Here is an 18,108-nt window from a genome sequence, read left to right on the forward strand (position 1 = left end):
TCGAGGAGGCCCCCGAGTTCCGACCGGTGTCAGCGCTGCCGGGTTCCGGGGCCGTTTAGGGTTCAATCATGGAGACCCGAACCCCCCGCCGGTTGCGGCCGCGCGCGCGATGGCTCGCGGGCGCGGCCGCGGCGCTGGTGCTCGTAGGAGCCGGTACATGGACCGCCGTCGCCTCGGACGGCGCGCCCACCGTGCACCGCGAGGACCAGGTGCTGGAGATGCCGGGCGCCCGGATCGACACCTCGTACTTCACCGCGGGCAGCGGACGCAGGCCCGCCGTGCTGATCGGGCACGGCTTCGGCGGCAGTAAGAACGATGTACGGGCCCAGGCCGAGAAGCTCGCGCGCGACGGATACGCGGTGCTGACCTGGTCGGCGCGCGGCTTCGGGAAGTCCACCGGTGAGATCGGGCTGAACGACCCGGATCACGAGGTCAAGGACGTGTCCCGGATCATCGACTGGCTGGCGAAGCGGCCCGAGGTACGGCTCGACGCGGACGGCGATCCGCGCGTGGGCGTCACCGGCGCCTCGTACGGCGGGGCCGTCTCGCTGCTCGCCGCCGGATACGACAAGCGGGTCGACGCCATCGCCCCTCAGATCACGTACTGGAACCTCGCCGACGCGCTCTTTCCCAACGGAGTCTTCAAGAAGCTCTGGGCCGGGATCTTCTTCTCCACCGGTGGTGGCTGCACGACCTTCGAGAAGCAGCTGTGCGAGATGTACCAGCGGGTTGCCGTCGCCGGGAAACCCGACGCGGCAGCCCGTGAGCTACTGGAACAGCGCAGTCCCGCCGCCGTCGGCGACCGGATCGATGTGCCGGCGCTGATCGTCCAGGGCCAGTCCGACTCGCTCTTCCCGCTCGGCCAGGCCGACGCCATGGCGAAGGCGATCAGCGGCAACGGCGCACCCGTCGACGTCGACTGGATGGCCGGCGGGCACGACGGCGGAAACCAGGAGACCGGCCGGGTCGAGAGCAGGATCTCGTCCTGGTTCGACCGCTATCTCAAGGACGACAAGGGCGCGGACACCGGTCCGGCGTTCCGCGTCAGCCGGACCGGAGGCGTGGACTCCACCGACGGCCGGCCCCTGCTGCGCGGCGCGAGCAGCGACCGCTACCCGGGGCTGGAGAGCGGCTCCACCACCGTCCCGCTCAGCGGCGGCACGCAGACCTTCGGCAACCCCGCGGGTGCCAGCCCGCCCGGGATCTCCGCCGTACCCGGCCTCGGCGGCGGGCTCTCCCAGCTGTCGACGCTCGGCGTCGGACTCTCCCTCGACTTCCCGGGGCAGAACGCGCGCTTCGACTCCCGGCCGCTCGACCGGTCGCTGCGGATCACCGGCTCGCCGACCGTCCGGGTCACGGTCACGTCCAGCAGCGGTGACGCGGTGCTCTTCGGCAAGGTGTACGACGTCGGCCCCGATGGCCGCCAGCAGGTGCTGCCCTCCCAGCTTGTCGCGCCCGTCCGGGTCGAGGACGCACGGCAGGGCAGGACCGTCGAGCTGACCATGCCCGCCGTGGACCATCAGGTGGAGGCCGGGCACCGGCTCCGGGTCGTCCTCGCCGCCACCGATCTCGCCTACGCGTCGCCGCTCGCCCCGGCCACCTACCGGGTCGCCGTGGACGGCGCGCTGACCGTACCCACCGTGCCCGTGCTCACCGCCGGGACCACCGGGCTGCCCTGGTGGACCTGGGGGCTTCCGGCCGCCGGCGTGCTGATCGCGGCCGCGCTGCTGCTCACCGCCCGGCGCCGCACCATCGCACCGGCCCCGGACCCCGCGCTCGCCGACGTACCGCTGCAGATCACCGATCTGTCGAAGCGCTACAGCAAGTCCGCCGACCGCTATGCCGTCCGCGATCTCTCCTTCCGGGTCGAGAAGGGGCAGGTGCTCGGTCTGCTCGGCCCGAACGGCGCAGGCAAGACCACCACCCTGCGCATGCTGATGGGGCTGATCAGCCCCGACGCCGGTGAGATCCGGGTCTTCGGGCACGCGATCCGGCCGGGCGCGCCGGTGCTCTCCCGGGTCGGTTCGTTCGTCGAGGGAGCGGGCTTCCTGCCGCATCTGTCGGGACGCGCCAACCTGGAGCTGTACTGGCAGGCCACCGGCCGACCCGCCGAGGACTCCCATATCGAGGAGGCCTTGGAGATCGCCGGGCTCGGTGACGCGCTCGCGCGGGCCGTACGCACCTACTCGCAGGGCATGCGGCAGCGGCTCGCCATCGCCCAGGCCATGCTCGGTATGCCGGATCTGTTGATCCTCGACGAACCGACGAACGGCCTCGACCCGCCACAGATCCGCGAGATGCGGGACGTGATGATCAGGTACGCGGCCGGCGGCAGGACCGTCATCGTCTCCAGCCATCTTCTCTCCGAGGTCGAGCAGTCCTGTACGCATCTGGTGGTCATGCACCGCGGGCAGCTCGTCCAGGCAGGACCGGTCGCGGAGATCACCGGCTCGGGCGACACCCTGCTCATCACCAGCGCCGAGGAGGTGCCCGAGCCCGTCGTCGAGAAGATCGCCGCGCTGGCGGGGATCGGTTCCGCCGTCCGTACGGACAACGGACTGCTCGTCCAGCTCGACGGTGCGAGCACCAGCACCCTGATCACCGAGTTGGTCCGGCTCGACGTTCCGCTGACGGGTGTCGGACCGCACCGCCGCCTGGAGGACGCGTTCCTCACTCTGATCTCAGGAGGCTCCGCATGAGCGCGCTGATCGATTCGGCGCCCGGCTACCGGGCACGGCACACCCTGCCCCTGCGGGTCGAGGCGATGCGGCAGCTGAAGCGCAGGCGGACGGTGGCGATGGGCGCCGTGCTGGGCATCCTGCCCTTCGTGCTGATCGTGGCCTTCGCGATCGGTGGAACGCCAGGGGGTGAGCCGGACGACCGGCTGAGCCTCATGGACACCGCGACCGCCTCCGGCGCCAACTTCGCCGCCACCTGTCTCTTTGTCTCGGCGGGTTTCCTGCTGGTGGTGCCCGTCGCGCTGTTCTGCGGGGACACGGTGGCCTCCGAGGCGAGCTGGTCCTCGCTGCGCTACCTTCTCGCCGCGCCCGTGCCACGGGTCAGGCTGCTCTGGAGCAAGCTGGCGGTGGCGCTCGGGATGAGCGCGGCGGCGATGGTGCTGCTGCCGCTGGTCGCGCTGACGGCGGGCACGGCGGCCTATGGCTGGGGACCGCTCGAACTACCGACGGGCGGCTCTCTGGCCGCCGCCGACACCGTGCCGCGGCTCGCGCTGATCGTCGCGTTCATCTTTGTCTCCCAACTGGTCACGGCCGGCCTCGCTTTCTGGTTGTCGACCAAGACGGACGCCCCGCTGGGCGCGGTCGGTGGCGCGGTCGGACTGACGATCATCGGCAATGTGCTGGACGCCGTGACGGCGCTCGGCTCATGGCGGGAGTTCCTGCCCGCGCACTGGCAGTTCGCCTGGGCGGACGCGCTCCAGCCGCAGCTGGAGTGGGGTGGCATGGTGAAGGGCGCGGCGGTCTCGGTGACGTATGCCGTGGTGCTGTTCGCCCTGGCCTTCCGGGGCTTCTCCCGCAAGGACATCGTTTCGTAGGGCGGGCCCGCGAAGATCCGCCGGGCAGCCCTCAGACCCACCCCCGTCGAGCCGCTTCCGCACCCGCCCGGAAGCGGCTCGTCGTGCCGAGGGCGGTGAGCAGGTCACCCACCCGGCGGCTGTACGTCCTGCTGGACATGCCCAGTCGCGTCGCTGCCGTCTCGTCGGTGAGCCCGGCCAACAGGGCCTCCAGCACGGGCCGCAGCTGCCCCGGCAGGACTCCGGGGGAGGGGACGGCGGCCGTGGGCAGCTCCTCGCCCGTCTCCCACCACATCTGGTGGGTACGGACCAGGGCCTGGACGGCCACCGGATCACGGATCAGCAGCACCCCGTGGTAGTGGAGTTGGAGATCGAGCGGGACCGCGGCGACCGCGCGGTCCACCAGGATCATCTTGAACGGGATGGAGTCCGTCTGTCTCGCCCGGCCGGGGAGCCGGCGGGGCAGTGGGTACGGAAGCCCGGCCAGCCCGTGCCGGGGCACGATCCTGCGGACGCTGACCACGGGCGGGCGCCCCCGCGCCCTGCCGCCGGCGCCCTCGCCGTCCGGCCCGGCCCGCTCACCCGCCGCGCGCACGCAGGAGCCCGCGAACTCAAGGAACTGCTCCGGAATGCCCTGGCCCAGACAGCTGCCGGGGTCGTCGAAGACGAGCAGCTCACGGCGGGCCGAGCGGACCAGGGCGGTCAGCGTCGCCATCACCTGCCGCACCCCGCGGATGGGCCGGCCGGGCGGATGGAGCGAGTCCACCACGTCCTCCCGCACCACGCCCATCGACAGCGCCGACCTGTTGAGCACAGAACCTGGAACATCCGCCACGGCTGACCACCCCCGCCATCCCCTCGGAGCCGTACGCCACTCCATGTACGCATATGACTGCACACCGTGACAAGTGCCAGTTCGGAGTGTGGCGACTCCATGCCAGTGGCTCAGTAATCGGTCTTTTCTCCCGCACGCTGGTGATCGCTCGGCATGAGACGAGCCGAGGCACCGCGAGACAACGCGAACCAACGCGAGACGAAGGGAAGACCACGATGTCCCAGCGATTGACCGGCAAGCTCCTGGCCGCCGCGGCGGCACTGCCCCTGGTCGTACTGTCCCCCGCCGTGGGATCCGTCCAGGCGGCGGACCGGGCGGGCCCCGCCGCGCTCCTCAACTGCTCGACCAGCACCGACGGCTGGACCGGCAGGGCGGATTGCACCAACTACAGCAGTCAGGTGGTCGCCTTCCGTGCGGTCGTCGTCTGCGGATGGTGGCCGGACGCCTACGGCGCCTGGATCACGCTGCGGCCGGGCGCCTCCGGATGGTCCTCGGCGACCTGTGGCGGCGGCTCCGGCGTCGGCAGTGTGGGATGGCAGGAAGGCTGACCCGCGGGCCCTTCGCAGTAGGGGAGTTGCCCCGTCATGCCGGGTAACTCCCCGGGCGCGTGACCATGAACCGGCGACGTGATCGAAATACGCTCAAGAACGGTGCCACGCTGGCCTTTTCGTGCGCCATGATGGTCGTCATGGCCACTTTGCTGCTCGCTCTCGCCGCGATCTCCACGGGTCTGTACGCGGGGTTCTTCCTGATCTTCCAGACCGGCATCATGCCCGCCCTGGCGCGGCTCACGGACGCGCAGTTCGTCCCGGCCATGCGCCGGATAAATGAGCTCGTGCCGCGCCCGGTCTTCCTGCTGACCTTCTTCGCCATCGTGGGGTTCCCGTCCGCTGCCCTCGCCGTTCCGGTCGACGGCCGCTCGGAGACTCAGCGGCTGCTCCTGGTGGCCGGACTGGTCTGCGCGATCATCAACCATCTGGTCACCATCGGGGGCAATGTCCCTCTCAACAACGCGCTGGCCGCGTCCACGTCCTCTCCCGACAGTGTGGCGCGCGCGGCCTTCGAGTCCCGCTGGAACGCCTGCCACCGGGTCCGCACCCTGTTCTCGGTGGCCGCGTTCGTCCTGGTGGTCAGCGCCACCCTGTCCTGACGGCGTCGGCCCCGGCCGGGGCAGCGGGTCGGAGTCTTTCGTTCTGGCCGGCCCGCAGCCCGACGTGCCCTGATATGCGTCACGACGCGCGTCACACGCGTCATACCGGGTGCGTCCGGATCACACGATCTTCAGGTTGGCCATCATGCCCATCCCGCCGTGGTCGATCAGATGGCAGTGGTAGGGGAAGACCCCGCGATGGCTGTCGAAGGTGACCTGCAGTTTCACGCTCTGACCGGGCAGGAGCAGCACGGTGTCCTTGCGCCCCGCCTCCGACGCGCTCACCGGCTCCCCGTCGCGTTCGAGGACGCGGAACTGCACCAGGTGCATATGGAAGTTGTGCGGGATGAGCGTGCTGGCGTTGGTGACGGTCCACACCTCGGTGGTGCCCCAGTTGACGGTCGTGTCGATCCGGTTCGGGTCGAAGGACTTCCCGTTGATGTACCCCTGCTCGCCGGTCCCCGGCTCGTCCATGTTCAGCTCGAAGCTCCGCTGGACGGTCGGCGTACGCAGCGCCGCCAGCGTGGTGAGCGTGCCGGGCACCCTGCTCGTGTCGCGCACCCGCTCGCCGACGTCGAACCGTATTATCTGGCCGACCTCCTCGACAGGCCCCGGGCCGAGCAGGTTCTTCAGCACCAGCTGCGTGCCGGGCTTGTACTGCGAGAAGTCGATGACGACGTCGGCGCGTTCGCCGGGGGAGAGCGTCAGCGTCGGCGACGTGGCCGGCTTCTCCAGCAAGCCGCCGTCGGAGCCTATCTGCGTCATCTCACTGCCGTCGGACAGCTGTAGCACGAAGATCCGCAGATTGGATGAATTGACCAGCCGGAAGCGGTACTTGCGCGCCTTGACCTTCAGGTACGGCCACGGCCTGCCGTTCACCAGGATGGTCGTCCGGTTGAAGGCGTCGTCCATCTCGTAGACCATCTGCGCGTTCGCGTCGAACCGCGCGTCCCGCAGGACGAGCGGCACCTCGAACTCACTGGAGGGCAGCCCGAGGGCATCCTCCCTGTCGTCACCCAGCAGATAGAGGTTGGACAGCCCGCGGTACACGTGCTCGGACTCCATGTGGTGCGCGTGGTCGTGCATCCACAGCGTGGCGGCCGGCTGGGCGTTGGCGTAGGTGTACGTCCTGGTGCCGCGCGGCGCGATCGTGTCCATCATGCCGCCGTCGTCGGCGACGGGGTTGGCGCCGCCGTGCAGATGCACCGACGTCGGCATGTCCAGCGCGTTGACCTGCTTGACCACCACGGTCCGCCCCGAACGGGCCCGGATCGTCGGTCCTGGGAAGGAGCCGTTGTACGTCAGTACCTCGGTGCTGGTGCCCGGCAGGATCTCGCGGCGCGACCTGGTCATCACGACCGAGTAGTAGTCCGCGGCCGCCGTTCTGCGCACCGGCGCGAGCACCGGGGGCCGGGTGAGGGGCACACTGAACTTTGTCACGGGCCCGGCGGGTCTGGTGGCAGGACCCGGCTTGTCGCGGGCGCCGAGTGCCTGTGCCGTATAGCCGGTGGCACCGGTGACGCCGAGGGCTCCTGCGGTGAGCCCGAGCTGTATCGCATGACGACGAGAAAGCACTGGGATTCCTTTCCGGGATGCCAGGGAAAAGGGAGTCTGTCCCTGTTCCGATCGCGGGCATGCTATCCACCCGGGGCACACGCAAGAGGAAATTGGATCCGCACTGTCATCGGTCATGACATTTATGCCGTCTGGCGTCGATTCGGAATCTAGCGTTCCTCAATGGGGCCTCTAGTAATCCCTTTCTGTTTCTTGGTAAAGCTTTTTATGAAGCCCCGTGCGAAGCGCCGGTCCCGGGCAGTTCGGCCGCCGCGGCTGCGAGCCCGGCGCGGCGGCCGGGGCGCCGGAATGGGCACCGGAGCCGCCGTGACCGGCCCGCACCCCTGTGTCCTTCCCGGCCCCCCGCAGCCTCCCCCGACCGGGCCCGTTGACCGGCAGACCCCTGTACTGCCGGCCGGAACCCGTCGTCTCTTACGCCGGGGCTCTTACGCCGAGGCGCGGTTCATCCGGCGCAACCGCAGTTCCCGCAGTGCCTGTTGCTCGTCGGCCATGGTGCGCAGGCCGACCGCCCGCCGCCGGTCGTCGACACCCTCGGGGTCGACGACCGGGTAGGGACGGCCCAAGGGCGTGTAGCGGGTTCCGTACACCTGCGGGCGTCCCATCGACACCGCGCAGCGGTCCGTGACATAGGCGCCGTGGATCGGCGGGCAGTCGCCCAGGGCGACCGCCGCGGCGATCAGGTCCCGGCATGCCAGCTGGAAACCGAGGTCGTCCGAGTGCAGCAGGATCATCAGAGCGGCCGTTGACGCGTCCTCGCCGACCAGGGCGGCCGTCGGCCAGCCGTGCGCGGTGACGATGTGCCGCAGCGCCTCGGCGTTCTCGGCGTGGCATCTCGTCAGGAGCCGGCGCAGATGACTCGCGGGCAGTCGCTGCGCCGCCGCCGTCAGCCTGCTGTCCTCGGCGATCCGGCGCAGCAGGTCCCGCGCCAGATCGCCGCTGTCGTGTTCCTCAGCCTCTTCGGCTTCCTCGGCTTCCGCTGAGGCGTTCCCGGCCAGGGTGTTCCCGCTGCGGGTGTTCTCGGTGGGGGTGTTGTCCGTGAGGGTGTTGTCCGTGAGGGTTTTCTCAGTGGGGGCGTTGTCTGTGGGGGGAAGCGCGGCGCTCACCTCGTACGTCTCGCGTGTCTCTCAAGCGGGGAAGGGGAGCGTCGCCCATACGGTGCGGCCGATGCCGCCCTCGCGGGACACGACACCCCAGGAGTCGGCCAGGCTGTCGACCAGGAGCAGTCCGCGCCCGCTCTCCGCGTCGGAGTCGGGGCATCGGGGGCCGAGTGCCCCGTCCTGGATGCCCTGGTCGTGCACGTCGAGGCGTACATGGTCGGTCATGACGCGCACCTCACAGCCGACCAGCGCGCCGCCCGTGTGGAGCACGGCGTTGGTGACCAGTTCGGAGATCACCAGGACGGCGACATCGCACAGATCCGCGGGCAGTCTTCGCCGCTGAAGCTCGGCCCGTACCCGGTGCCGCGCCCGGGCGACGGAATCCCGCCTGCCGGGGAGAGTGAAGAAACACTCGTGCCCGTGCGCCTGGTGTTTGCGTGCCTCGTGCCCGTATGTACGGACACGGAGGCCGGAGCTGTTTCCCTCGCCCGTTCTGCGGACCGAGGCGCACCAGACACCCCAGGGGTGCCGGGCGCGCACCTGTAACTCCTTGGCAGCCGACGGGGGTTGCTGGTGTGCACGGTGATCCGTGATATGAGCCACGCGTTCACTATGCGGGCTGGCGCTCTCAGGTCGCAACTGATCGATCTGATAATTTCAGAATGTCCACACATGCTCTCTGGCTGGGTCGTCAACCAGCTGTCAGACTGCGCGGAATGAGTAGGTGTCAGGAGGTACCACGTGAGTGAGGCCCGTACGGGAACCGCACCCACAGTCCTGCGAATAGTCCTCGGCAAGCGGCTCGGCGCACTGCGTGCGAAGGCGCGCGTGTCCCGCGAGGCGGCCGCCAAAGTCCTGGATGTGACCCCGCTGACGATTCGGCGGATGGAGAATTCCGAAGTCAGCCTCAAACTCCCCTATGTCCGGCTTCTTCTTCAGGCATATGGAGTCGCGGGGAGCGAGGCCGACGAATTCGTCCAGCTGGCCAAGGCGGCCAACAAGCCCGGCTGGTGGCACCGTTACCGCGACGCCCTGCCGGGGTGGTTCAGCGCCTATGTCAGCCTTGAGGACGAGGCCGCCCTGATCAGGACGTACGAACCCCACTATGTCCCCGGCCTGTTGCAGACCGAGGACTATGCCCGCGGGGTGCTGCGCGCGGGCGCCCACCGCAACGCGGACGAGCTGGAGCGGCGCGTCGCGCTGCGGATCAAGCGGCAGCAATTGCTCTTGAAGCCGGACGCGCCGATTCTGTGGATCCTCCTGGAGGAGGCGGTTCTGCGCAGACCCATCGGTGACGCGGAGGTCATGCGGGCGCAGATCGACCGGCTGCTCGAAGCCACGGCCATGCCGAACGTGACCTTGCAGATCATGCCGTTCGCGGTCGGCCCGCATCTCGGGGCGTTCGGACCCTTCCATCTTTTCCGGTTCGACCTCACCGAACTGCCGGACGTCGTCTACACCGAGAACCTCACCGGCGCCGTCTATATGGATCAGCGCCCCGATGTCGCTGCCTACCTGGAAGTCCTGGACAACATGTCCGCCCGGGCGGCGCTCGTTGACGGATCGAGAGCTTTTCTCCGAGAAATACGCAAGGAGCTCTAATGCGGGACATATTCAACGGAATGCCGGCCGACGAGCTGGGAGCCGACGGCTGGGTAAAGCCGTGGAGCGGCCCCAACGGCGGCAGCTGCGTCGAGACCAAGAAGGTGGACGGCGAGCACATCGCGGTCCGTCAGTCCGCGGACCCGTCGGGTCCGGCCCTCATCTGCACCACGGAGGCCATGGCGGGCTTCGTCGAAGGCGCGAAGAACGGCCTCGCCGACTTCCTGCTGTAGTCGGCGGCAAGTGGCTGGCTGCTGTGGCGCCGGGCGCTGTGGCGCTGGCCGCTGTGGCGCCAGCTGTTGTGGTGCCAGCTGTTGTGGTGCCGGGCGCTGTGGTGTCGGCACCCACCCCCCCACACCCAGAAATGGACGGATCAGTATGACGGACCTCGACCAGCCGTCGATCCACGAGATCGATACCAGCAAGCCCCACCCCGCGCGCATGTACGACTTCTACCTTCAGGGCAAGGACTACTACGAAGTCGACAAGGAGGCCGCAGCCAAGGTCGAGTCGGTCTTCCCGACCGCCAAGACCTGCGCGCGGACCAACCGGCTCTTCATGCACCGGGCGACCCGCTGGCTCGCGGCCGAAGCCGGTGTCCGCCAGTTCCTGGACATCGGTACGGGCATCCCCACGCGCCCCAACCTCCACCAGGTCGCCCAGGGGGCCGCCCCGGAGTCCCATGTCGTCTACGTCGACAACGACCCGATCGTCCTGCGCCACGCCGAGGCCCTGATGCGCAGCTCACCCGAGGGCCGTACCGCGTACATACAGGCGGACGTCCGGGAACCGAAGACCATCATCGCGTCGGAGCAACTGCACCAGACGATCGACCTGACCCGCCCGGTCGCGCTGTCGCTCAACGCGCTGCTGCACTTCGTCCCGGACGAGTTCCGCCCGTACGAGACCGTTCAGTACCTCCTCGACGCCCTGCCCTCCGGCAGCTACCTGGTCCTCTCCCACTGCACGCAGGACTTCGCGCCGGAGATGTGGGAGGGGGTCATCGACGTCTACCACCGTGGTGGCATCCCGGCCCAGGTGCGGTCGCGGGACGACGTCCTCCGTTTCTTCGACGGACTGGAGTTCGTCGATCCCGGGCTCGCGGTGCCGCACCGCTGGCGCCCGGACGGCGAACCGCTCGACGGCGTCACCGATGCGGCGGTCTCCATCTACGCGGGGGTCGCCCGCAAGCCGTGACTCCCGGCGATGGGCAGGCGGTGCGCCGGTGGATGGGCGATGTCGAGACCCGGCCGCCAGGCGGTCAGCACCTGCGCGGAGGGCACGAACAGCGGACTCGGCAGTTCCTCGGTGCGTGCCCAGCGCCAATGGCTGATCAGCTGCGGCTCCGCCGCCACGGGGTCGCCCTCGTACACGGTGAGGACGGCGGCCATGGTCACGCGCGCGAAACCGGCGATCTCGTCGTGCAGCATCGCGAACACGGTCACGTCCTGCTCGTGGGCGCGAAGGCCGGTCTCCTCGCGGAGTTCGCGTACGGCCGCGGTGGCGACGGACTCGTCCGGTTCGACCTTGCCGCCGGGCAGCTCCCAGGTCCCGCCGTGGTGCAGGCCGAGCAGGACACGTCCCGCCCGGTCCCGCACGATCACGCCGACGCCGAGCGTGGCGTGAGCGGTGGGCGGCGCGGCGGCGCGCGGGCGGCTGGTGACGCGAGGGTACGAGGGGCTCTCGCGTCGCCGGGCCCGGATCAGCCGGCCGGGAAGCGGCCCTTCCGCGTCCCGGCCGCCGAGGGGAACGGTCGGGCCGCCGAGAGGAACGATCTCGTCGACGGTGAAACCCGCCTCCACGAGCAGGTCCTCCCACAGCTCCGGGGTGAGATCCCCCATCCCTACGGTGAGTTCGAGCCGCTCGCCCGGCCGCACCTCCTGAGCGAGGGCGGCCAGCAGGCGGTGCGGGCCGGCGTCGGCGGCGCGGTGGCCGGTCGGGCTCCTGAGGTCCAGGGCGCGGGGCGCAGCGCTGTCGCCGGGCCCCTCGGTGACGTTCGCGGTGTCGCTCTCGGCGGCGTACGTGCAGTGCTCGCTCATACGAAGGCCCCCCTCTCCAGCCGGGCCATCGTGCGCAGCCCGCGGTCGGTGACCTCGTCGTCGCCATGGGCCGGGCCGTAGGCCAGACAGCTCGCGGCATCGAGCGCCGCCAGGCACGGCAGCGCGTAACGCTCCGCCTCGGTCAGCGGGCGGCCGTACCCCTGGAAGAACGCGGTGCGCAGTTCGCCGCGGTCCTGCCACGGGCCGCAGGCCAGCCGGACGAAATCCTGCACGGCGGGGGCGTACCGGGACCGCTCGAAGTCGATGACGGCCAGCTGCCCGGACCACAGGGCGTTGCGCTCCTGGGCGTCGCCGTGGATGTGCGCCGGCGTGAGCCGTTCGGTGAGGCCGCGTACGTGGTCGGCCGAGCGGCGGACGAGCGTGCGCCGGTCCTCGGTCAGCAGGTCACCGGCGCGCGCGAGGTGTTCCTCGACGTCGGCGGCCGCGCGCTCGGCGGCCGCTTCGGCTTCCCTGCGGCCCTGTGCGGGCATTTTGTCCGCGCCGTGCAGGCGGCGCAGCAACGCGCCGAACTGCCGATGCGCGGCGCGGTGTTCCGAGGGGGTGAGGGCGAGCTGCGACAGGGGCGTGCCGGGTACGGCGGTCAGCAGCAGCGTCAGGTGCCTGGCGTCGCTCTCCACGAGCTGCGGGGCGCGTCCGAATCCCAGGGCGGGGACGGCGGACTGGTACCCGAAGGTCTCGCGTTCGTAGGACTTCGGACTCGGCGACTGCTTGAGGAAGAAGCGCCGGCCGTGGCTGCCGGTGACCTCCCACACCCGCGAGTTCTCGCGTGGCTGTGACGCGTCGTGTACGGCGGAGAGGGGCCCGAGGAGGCGCTCGGCCCAGGCCCGCAGCAACGGCGGGAGGATGGCGGCGTGACTGGTTTTGGTGTGACTCATGCGTCCCACCTCGGTGACGGTCGAGATGACAGGTCGGCGCGGCGGCAGGCGGCGTCAACCCGGTGCGCGGCGGGCTGGAGGGGCACCGCACCGTTCTCGAACGCGGGATGTCCGGCGGCGACGCCAACGGGAGCGGGAACAGGTCGCATGATTCCTCCGGAGTGCACTGCGGTTGGGGTGGGCGCCCGGACAACGGACCTGATCAAGGGCCTGTAACGGGGCACGCGGGGGGAATCATAGAACAGATGTTCGAGCCTGGAGCGAGGGCCGTGCGGGGTGGGCACGACCGGCCTTCGTGCTCCGTTCGAATCACCCGTGAGGTGGGTGGCCACTCGATCGGGGGATTGCGCGGGGGCGACGAAGGGGGCGGTGAGGCGAGGGTACGGGCTCCTGTCGGCGATACCGGTCCGGCGGCCGGTCTGGCTGGATCTCGGCGAGATTCAGCTCGATATGCATCACATCGCCGACCGTGCCCGCTGCCCGCCTGCGGTCCGGCCCCGGCGGCCGAGAAAGAATCCCGGGGCGGCCATTCCGTAACCCCGCCGTTGTCGTACCGAGATCTATTTCCCTATGGAAACTAACGGGATATCGGGCCGTCGCACACATGGGCGGGGCCCGGACGACATCGTCCGGGCCCCGCCCACATCACTGCTGTTCAGCGCTGTGCTGTGGGTCTACCACCGGTACCAGCGGCCACGCTTGCCACCGCTGGCGGCCGGACGTACCACGAATCCGAGCAGCCAGACGACCAGCACGATAATGGCGATCCACCACAGTGCCTTGAGTGCGAAACCGGCACCGAAGAGGATCAGGGCGAGCAGAAGAACGAGTATCAGGGGAACCATAGTTATCAACCTCCGAGCAGCCGTGTGCCCCCGGTAATTCCGGCTATGCGCGAGAAACACATGTGTTTTTGTTCGTTTCTCCGGCCCTTTTCGGGGCACGTCGAGAGGTTGCCCCGGCGGTTGCCCCGCCGCACTGCTCGGAACCGCCCTGCCGCCCTACTGCTCGGAGACGAACTTTCCGCCCTCCAGCACGGTCTTGAGCGCGGAAAGGATCATGATCCAGCCGCCGCTGGTGCCTTCCATCATCTTGCTGTCCGGGGCGTCGAACTCGTCGTGGGTGATGGTCAGCTTGATGCCCAGCATGGGCACCTCGGCGGGCTCGATGTCGAAGGTGACCCTGGAGCGTTCCTCGCAAGCCTTCGCGAACTCCTCGTCCGAATCGAACAGGGCGCGGTGCATGGGCTGCAGCGTGTGCCAGGAGTACGAGAGCCGCTTGCCGGGCTCCGCCTCCAGGACTCGCTGGCCGAGCTCCTCGAACTCCCCGCTCGGGTCCATCTTCCAGCGAACGGGAGCGCCCACCTCCCAGGTCGACTCCGGCCCGGTGCCGCCCATATAGATCTTGATGAACTGCGGGTCGGTCAGGGCCTGATAGAGCTTTTCCGCGGTGGTCTGGATATAGGTGACGTACACGAACTCGGGCTTGCTCATGGGTGGTCCTTCCAGGGTCTGTTTCAGATGGGACAGCGCGGTCAGCCGGCCGCGTTCGTACCGGCCGATCCAGCGGTCCGCGATCTCGTGGATGGGCACGGGATTGAGGTAATGCAGCTTCTCCCGGCCCTGCCGCACGACGGCCACCAGCAGGGCCGACTCCAGTACGGCCAGGTGCTTGCTCACCGCCTGTCTGCTCATGGCCAGCCCCTCGCTCAGCTCCCGCAGGGTCTGTCCGTTGCGCGCGTTGAGCCGGTCGAGCAGCTGTCTGCGGCTCGGATCGGCGAGCGCCTTGAACACCGCGTCCATCGTCATCTCTGGCCTCACGCTCCGACCCAAGATAGGCAACCAAACGGTTGCCTGTCGAGCCCGGCACGACTCCAGCGCGAGTCCGGGTCGAGTCCGGGTCCAGTCCCGGTCGAGTCCGGTGCGCCGGGAGCGTGCGGCTTGGTGGGGGCGTGGCGCGGTGGTACGTGCCGCACCGCAATCACTCCCACGCTCTGCCATTCGGGTGAACCGGCGTCAACGCCATTGCGGGCTGATTCACCCCGATGTGTTACTGGCCACATCCAATCGGTGGGCGCCCTTCCCCCGGGGGATGAACAGTCGGCTTCTCCGCCGACCCGCCTGGACGCACAGCCGGCCAGGCGGCCGCGCAGCCCCAGTGGGGCTCCTCCGGTAACGACGTGAACGGTCCGCGCTCTTCGGTCCATGTTCGACGTCTGTGCCATTTCCGCAGGGATGGCCCCTGTCCCGGCTACCACGCATACCCAGATGCCAGTGGTGTGTCCGGACAACAACGCCTCGTCGAGCAGCTGGCCCGGCTGCGCTGACTGCCCTCCGGCATCAGCTCTTCATTCCTCAGCCAACAGCGTTTCAATGAAGGAGCAGTCATGCCTATTTCCCCCAACCAGGGATCGTCCGGCGGCGGGACCACGGTCACCATCACCGGTACCAACCTCAGCGGTACCACCGCGGTGAAGTTCGGCTCCAAGCCGGCCACCGCCGTCACCAACGTCTCGCCGACGCAGGTCACCGCCGTCTCCCCGTCGGGCTCCGGCACGGTCGGCGTGACGGTGGCCACCCCGGGCGGAACCAGCAACCCGATTTCGTTCTTCTACGTCGGCGCGCCGTTCAAGTCCAGCCTGAGCCCCACCTCCGGTGTCACCGCGGGCGGTGACACCGTCACCATCAACGGCACCGGCCTGTCCACCGCCACCGCCGTGCACTTCGGCGCGGGCACGGTGACCCCGACTGTGGTCAGCGACAGTCAACTGACCGCCGTCGTACCGGCAGGCACGGCAGGACCGGTCAGCGTCAGCGTCACCACCGCGGGCGGCACGAACAACGGCTTCACCTACACCTACGTGGACGGACCCACCATCGGCACGCTGACTCCCGACTCCGGCCCGCCCACCGGCGGAACCGCGGTGACCATCCCCGGCACCGGGCTCACCACCACCCAGTCGGTCACCTTCGACGGCATTCCCGCGCCGTTCACGGTCATCAACGACACCACCCTTTCCGTCGTCACCCCGCCCACGGGCGACGGCTCTCCGGGCCCCGCGGAGGTGGTCGTGACCACCACTGGCGGCACCGCCACGGGCGACTTCACCTACGTCAACGGCCCCGGCATCTGATCCCACCGGGGGGCCGGGCACCATCGCCCGGCCCCCCTCAACCCTCCGCGCGGCCCCCTAGCCGCCGGTCCACAAATGGGCCCTCCGAAAGGAGGGCCCATTTGTAAGGCGGCTCGCAGAGGCGGACTGCTTGCCGCATCGCTCAGTCCGTGATGTTGACGCCGTAGGTACGGGCGAGCGCGGCCAGGCCGTGGTCGTAGCCCTGGCCGACGGCGCGGAAGCGCCAGAGCGGGCCGCGGCGGTAGATCTCGGCGAGGAGCATGGTGCGCTCGGTGGTCGCGGCGTCCACGGTCACCTGCGCCAGTGGCGTCGCACTGCTGCCCGGTGCCGTGGCGATCTGCACCGCGCCGACATCACCGAAGGTGGGCACGCCGTCGATGGCAGCGCAGACGACCACCTTGCGGGCTGCCGGCGGCATCGCGGTGAGGTCGACGGTGATCGTCTGCTCGGTCGGCCCGTCGCTGAGGAGCCGTACGGAGCCGTTGGGGCTTTCCGGGGCGCTGTAGAAGACGAAGTCCTCGTCGCAGGAGACCTGTTCGTCCTCGTCGACGATGAAGGCCACGACGTCGATCTCGCAGCTTGTCCGCTGTGCCCAGGAGGCGCTCACGTCCCAGCGGGTCTCCGCGGCCGTACCGGGAAGATCGATCACCCCGCCTCGGGGCAGGACGTGCGGGAACCGTGCGCGCTCGCTCCCGTACGAAGGTGCCGCCGAGGTGGGCGCGGTGAGCCAGTCGGCGTCGTGGGTCGGAAGGCGGAGGGAAGTGATCCGGGGCAGACGCCTGTCGCGCTCGCCGCCGGGGAGGAGCACGACGTCCGTGACGCTCGCGGAGAGGTTGACGGCCGCGGATCCGCCCAGTTCGACGACACGGGTGCGAGCTTCGGCCGCGTCCTGGTGGACACCGCCCACTACGAGGACGCGTCGCCCGGCCAGCGACGTGCCCTCGGCGGCGGGCTCATGCCGGCGCGCGGCCGGGACGGGCACCGTCACGGCAACCGGCTCCGCCGGCTCCGTCGTCGTCGGGTTCTCGTGCGGCGTGCCGGGACTCACGTCGTCCAGCAGCTTGAGGAAGGCTTGTTCGTCGAGGACCGGAACGCCCTCGGCGACAGCCCGACGGGCCTTCGACGACCCCGAGGCGGAGTCGTTGGTGACCAGAGCGCTGGTGTGCCGGCTGACCGAGCTCACCATGTTCAGCCCGGCGGCGGCGGACCGTGCGACCAACTCCGTTCGCACCGTCTCGGTGTCACCTGTGATGGCGATCTTCATACCCTGCGTGAGTGGACCGCCCGGTGCGAGCCTCCCGGGATTGCGGAACGCGCACGGCGTCTTGGGCGGTTTCGGCGCGAACCGCGGGTCCTGCCGCGGCGGACAGGCCACCAGCGGCAGCGGCAGGTCGAGGAGGGCGGCCTCCCTCAGGGTGGCGCGCAGGATCCCGGCCAGGACGCGGGTGTCGTCCAGTGCGTCGTGCGCCTTCGACTGCGCTACGCCGTAGTGGGCGGCCAGCGTCCCCAGACGCAGGTCCGCGGTCGGCGGGTCCACCCGACGGTTCAGCGCCAGGGTGCACAGCCGCCGCGACACCGGCAGCCGCAGCCCCGCCCGCGCGAACTCGTGCGTCAGGAAGTCGTAGTCGAACTGGGCGTTGTGGGCCACCAGAACGCGGTCCCGCAGCAGCGCCGCGATCTGCCCCGCGACCTGCTCGAAGGTCGGTGCCCCGCGCAACCGTTCCGGAGTCAGGCCGTGTATGTGCACGGGGCCCGGATCGCAGCCCGGGTTCAGCAGGGTCGAGAACTCCCCGGTCTGCTCCCCGTCCGGGCCGAGGGTCACCACCGCGATCGATAACACCCGGTGCTGACGGGGTATGAGCCCAGAGGTCTCCACGTCGACCAGCGCCCAGTCGAAGGCGTCATCGCGCGGGTCCGACACATCCGGAGCGGTGGGGGCAAGAGTCATGACGGCAAGGATGATCCGACAATCGCCCATCTTCAACCTGAATGCCGATATGTCCTGTGATCAACCGGCGAGAGACCATACCCGATCAGCCGAGCCTGTGGCGCCGAGCCTGGTGCGATGTCCCTGACCAGCGGAAAAGCCCTCCTTCACGGAGGGCTTCGCACCGCGCGTAGAAGAGTGCCCCCGGCAGGACTCGAACCTGCGGCCAAGTGCTTAGAAGGCACCTGCTCTATCCACTGAGCTACGGGGGCCGGTTGGTGGCCTCGGTGACCTGGAGCCCCGCTTGGGTGGTTCCGCGGCC

17 protein-coding genes and 1 tRNA gene are annotated in these 18,108 nt (G+C 69.6%); 8 read left to right on the forward strand and 10 right to left on the reverse strand.

Annotated features, from left to right (window positions below; all coding sequences use genetic code 11):
• Positions 1-68: 68 nt before the first annotated feature.
• Positions 69-2,699: an alpha/beta fold hydrolase gene (locus ACZ6MZ_RS19490; RefSeq protein ID WP_469353225.1), complete on the forward strand. Its 2,631-nt coding sequence runs from the start codon at positions 69-71 to the stop codon at positions 2,697-2,699.
• Positions 2,696-3,553, forward strand: a complete 858-nt coding sequence (locus ACZ6MZ_RS19495; protein ID WP_384191788.1) for an ABC transporter permease — start codon at positions 2,696-2,698, stop codon at positions 3,551-3,553. The genes ACZ6MZ_RS19490 and ACZ6MZ_RS19495 overlap by 4 nt, the downstream gene beginning before the upstream one ends.
• 31 nt (positions 3,554-3,584) lie before the next feature.
• Here the strand turns inward: ACZ6MZ_RS19495 and ACZ6MZ_RS19500 are convergent, their stop codons facing one another.
• The gene (locus ACZ6MZ_RS19500; protein ID WP_384191785.1) at positions 3,585-4,367 is read right to left on the reverse strand and encodes a DNA-binding response regulator; all 783 of its coding nucleotides are present in this window, start codon (positions 4,365-4,367) and stop codon (positions 3,585-3,587) included.
• A 215-nt stretch (positions 4,368-4,582) separates the two neighbouring features.
• Here ACZ6MZ_RS19500 and ACZ6MZ_RS19505 point away from each other — a divergent pair, with 215 nt between their 5' ends.
• Both ACZ6MZ_RS19505 and ACZ6MZ_RS19510 read left to right on the forward strand, forming a co-directional pair.
• Positions 4,583-4,915: a hypothetical protein gene (locus tag ACZ6MZ_RS19505; protein WP_384191782.1), complete on the forward strand. Its 333-nt coding sequence runs from the start codon at positions 4,583-4,585 to the stop codon at positions 4,913-4,915.
• 140 nt (positions 4,916-5,055) lie between these two features.
• Positions 5,056-5,517, forward strand: coding sequence for an anthrone oxygenase family protein (locus tag ACZ6MZ_RS19510; RefSeq protein ID WP_384191778.1), 462 nt, complete (start codon positions 5,056-5,058; stop codon positions 5,515-5,517).
• Between the two features lie 120 nt (positions 5,518-5,637).
• Here ACZ6MZ_RS19510 and ACZ6MZ_RS19515 read toward each other — a convergent pair whose 3' ends face one another.
• The 3 genes from ACZ6MZ_RS19515 to ACZ6MZ_RS19525 all read right to left on the reverse strand — a co-directional run bounded on the left by ACZ6MZ_RS19515 (position 5,638) and on the right by ACZ6MZ_RS19525 (position 8,729).
• On the reverse strand, positions 5,638-7,092 hold the full coding sequence (locus ACZ6MZ_RS19515; protein WP_469353226.1) for a multicopper oxidase family protein: 1,455 nt from the start codon (positions 7,090-7,092) through the stop codon (positions 5,638-5,640).
• A gap of 425 nt (positions 7,093-7,517) precedes the next feature.
• Entirely contained in the window at positions 7,518-8,195 is a 678-nt protein-coding gene (locus ACZ6MZ_RS19520; RefSeq protein WP_469353227.1) for a DUF6624 domain-containing protein, read from the reverse strand.
• 21 nt (positions 8,196-8,216) lie between these two features.
• Entirely contained in the window at positions 8,217-8,729 is a 513-nt protein-coding gene (locus tag ACZ6MZ_RS19525; protein ID WP_469353228.1) for an ATP-binding protein, read from the reverse strand.
• A 201-nt stretch (positions 8,730-8,930) separates the two neighbouring features.
• Between ACZ6MZ_RS19525 and ACZ6MZ_RS19530 the strand changes: the two genes are divergently transcribed.
• The 3 genes from ACZ6MZ_RS19530 to ACZ6MZ_RS19540 all read left to right on the forward strand — a co-directional run bounded on the left by ACZ6MZ_RS19530 (position 8,931) and on the right by ACZ6MZ_RS19540 (position 10,988).
• The gene (locus tag ACZ6MZ_RS19530; protein ID WP_469353230.1) at positions 8,931-9,791 is read left to right on the forward strand and encodes a helix-turn-helix domain-containing protein; all 861 of its coding nucleotides are present in this window, start codon (positions 8,931-8,933) and stop codon (positions 9,789-9,791) included.
• On the forward strand, positions 9,791-10,024 hold the full coding sequence (locus ACZ6MZ_RS19535; RefSeq protein ID WP_384191764.1) for a DUF397 domain-containing protein: 234 nt from the start codon (positions 9,791-9,793) through the stop codon (positions 10,022-10,024). The genes ACZ6MZ_RS19530 and ACZ6MZ_RS19535 overlap by 1 nt, the downstream gene beginning before the upstream one ends.
• A gap of 145 nt (positions 10,025-10,169) precedes the next feature.
• Positions 10,170-10,988, forward strand: coding sequence for an SAM-dependent methyltransferase (locus ACZ6MZ_RS19540; RefSeq protein ID WP_469353231.1), 819 nt, complete (start codon positions 10,170-10,172; stop codon positions 10,986-10,988).
• Here ACZ6MZ_RS19540 and ACZ6MZ_RS19545 read toward each other — a convergent pair.
• The 4 genes from ACZ6MZ_RS19545 to ACZ6MZ_RS19560 form a co-directional block, all read right to left on the reverse strand.
• The gene (locus ACZ6MZ_RS19545) at positions 10,961-11,830 is read right to left on the reverse strand and encodes a nucleotide triphosphate diphosphatase NUDT15 (protein WP_389790517.1); all 870 of its coding nucleotides are present in this window, start codon (positions 11,828-11,830) and stop codon (positions 10,961-10,963) included. The genes ACZ6MZ_RS19540 and ACZ6MZ_RS19545 overlap by 28 nt on opposite strands.
• Positions 11,827-12,726: a phosphotransferase enzyme family protein gene (locus ACZ6MZ_RS19550; protein ID WP_389790518.1), complete on the reverse strand. Its 900-nt coding sequence runs from the start codon at positions 12,724-12,726 to the stop codon at positions 11,827-11,829. The genes ACZ6MZ_RS19545 and ACZ6MZ_RS19550 overlap by 4 nt, the downstream gene beginning before the upstream one ends.
• 674 nt (positions 12,727-13,400) lie before the next feature.
• Positions 13,401-13,571: a hydrophobic protein gene (locus ACZ6MZ_RS19555; RefSeq protein ID WP_384188329.1), complete on the reverse strand. Its 171-nt coding sequence runs from the start codon at positions 13,569-13,571 to the stop codon at positions 13,401-13,403.
• A gap of 156 nt (positions 13,572-13,727) precedes the next feature.
• Entirely contained in the window at positions 13,728-14,528 is an 801-nt protein-coding gene (locus ACZ6MZ_RS19560; protein ID WP_469353348.1) for an ArsR/SmtB family transcription factor, read from the reverse strand.
• Between the two features lie 584 nt (positions 14,529-15,112).
• Here ACZ6MZ_RS19560 and ACZ6MZ_RS19565 point away from each other — a divergent pair.
• Entirely contained in the window at positions 15,113-15,859 is a 747-nt protein-coding gene (locus tag ACZ6MZ_RS19565; RefSeq protein ID WP_389790519.1) for an IPT/TIG domain-containing protein, read from the forward strand.
• 142 nt (positions 15,860-16,001) lie between these two features.
• On the opposite strand, the gene ACZ6MZ_RS19570 is transcribed toward ACZ6MZ_RS19565, so the two are convergent.
• Together ACZ6MZ_RS19570 and ACZ6MZ_RS19575 are read right to left on the reverse strand one after the other, a co-directional pair.
• The gene (locus ACZ6MZ_RS19570; RefSeq protein WP_469353233.1) at positions 16,002-17,807 is read right to left on the reverse strand and encodes a TerD family protein; all 1,806 of its coding nucleotides are present in this window, start codon (positions 17,805-17,807) and stop codon (positions 16,002-16,004) included.
• A gap of 178 nt (positions 17,808-17,985) precedes the next feature.
• A tRNA-Arg gene (locus ACZ6MZ_RS19575) sits at positions 17,986-18,058 on the reverse strand.
• Positions 18,059-18,108: the final 50 nt, after the last annotated feature.

The sequence above is a fragment of the Streptomyces sp. NPDC042201 genome, from assembly GCF_055582185.1.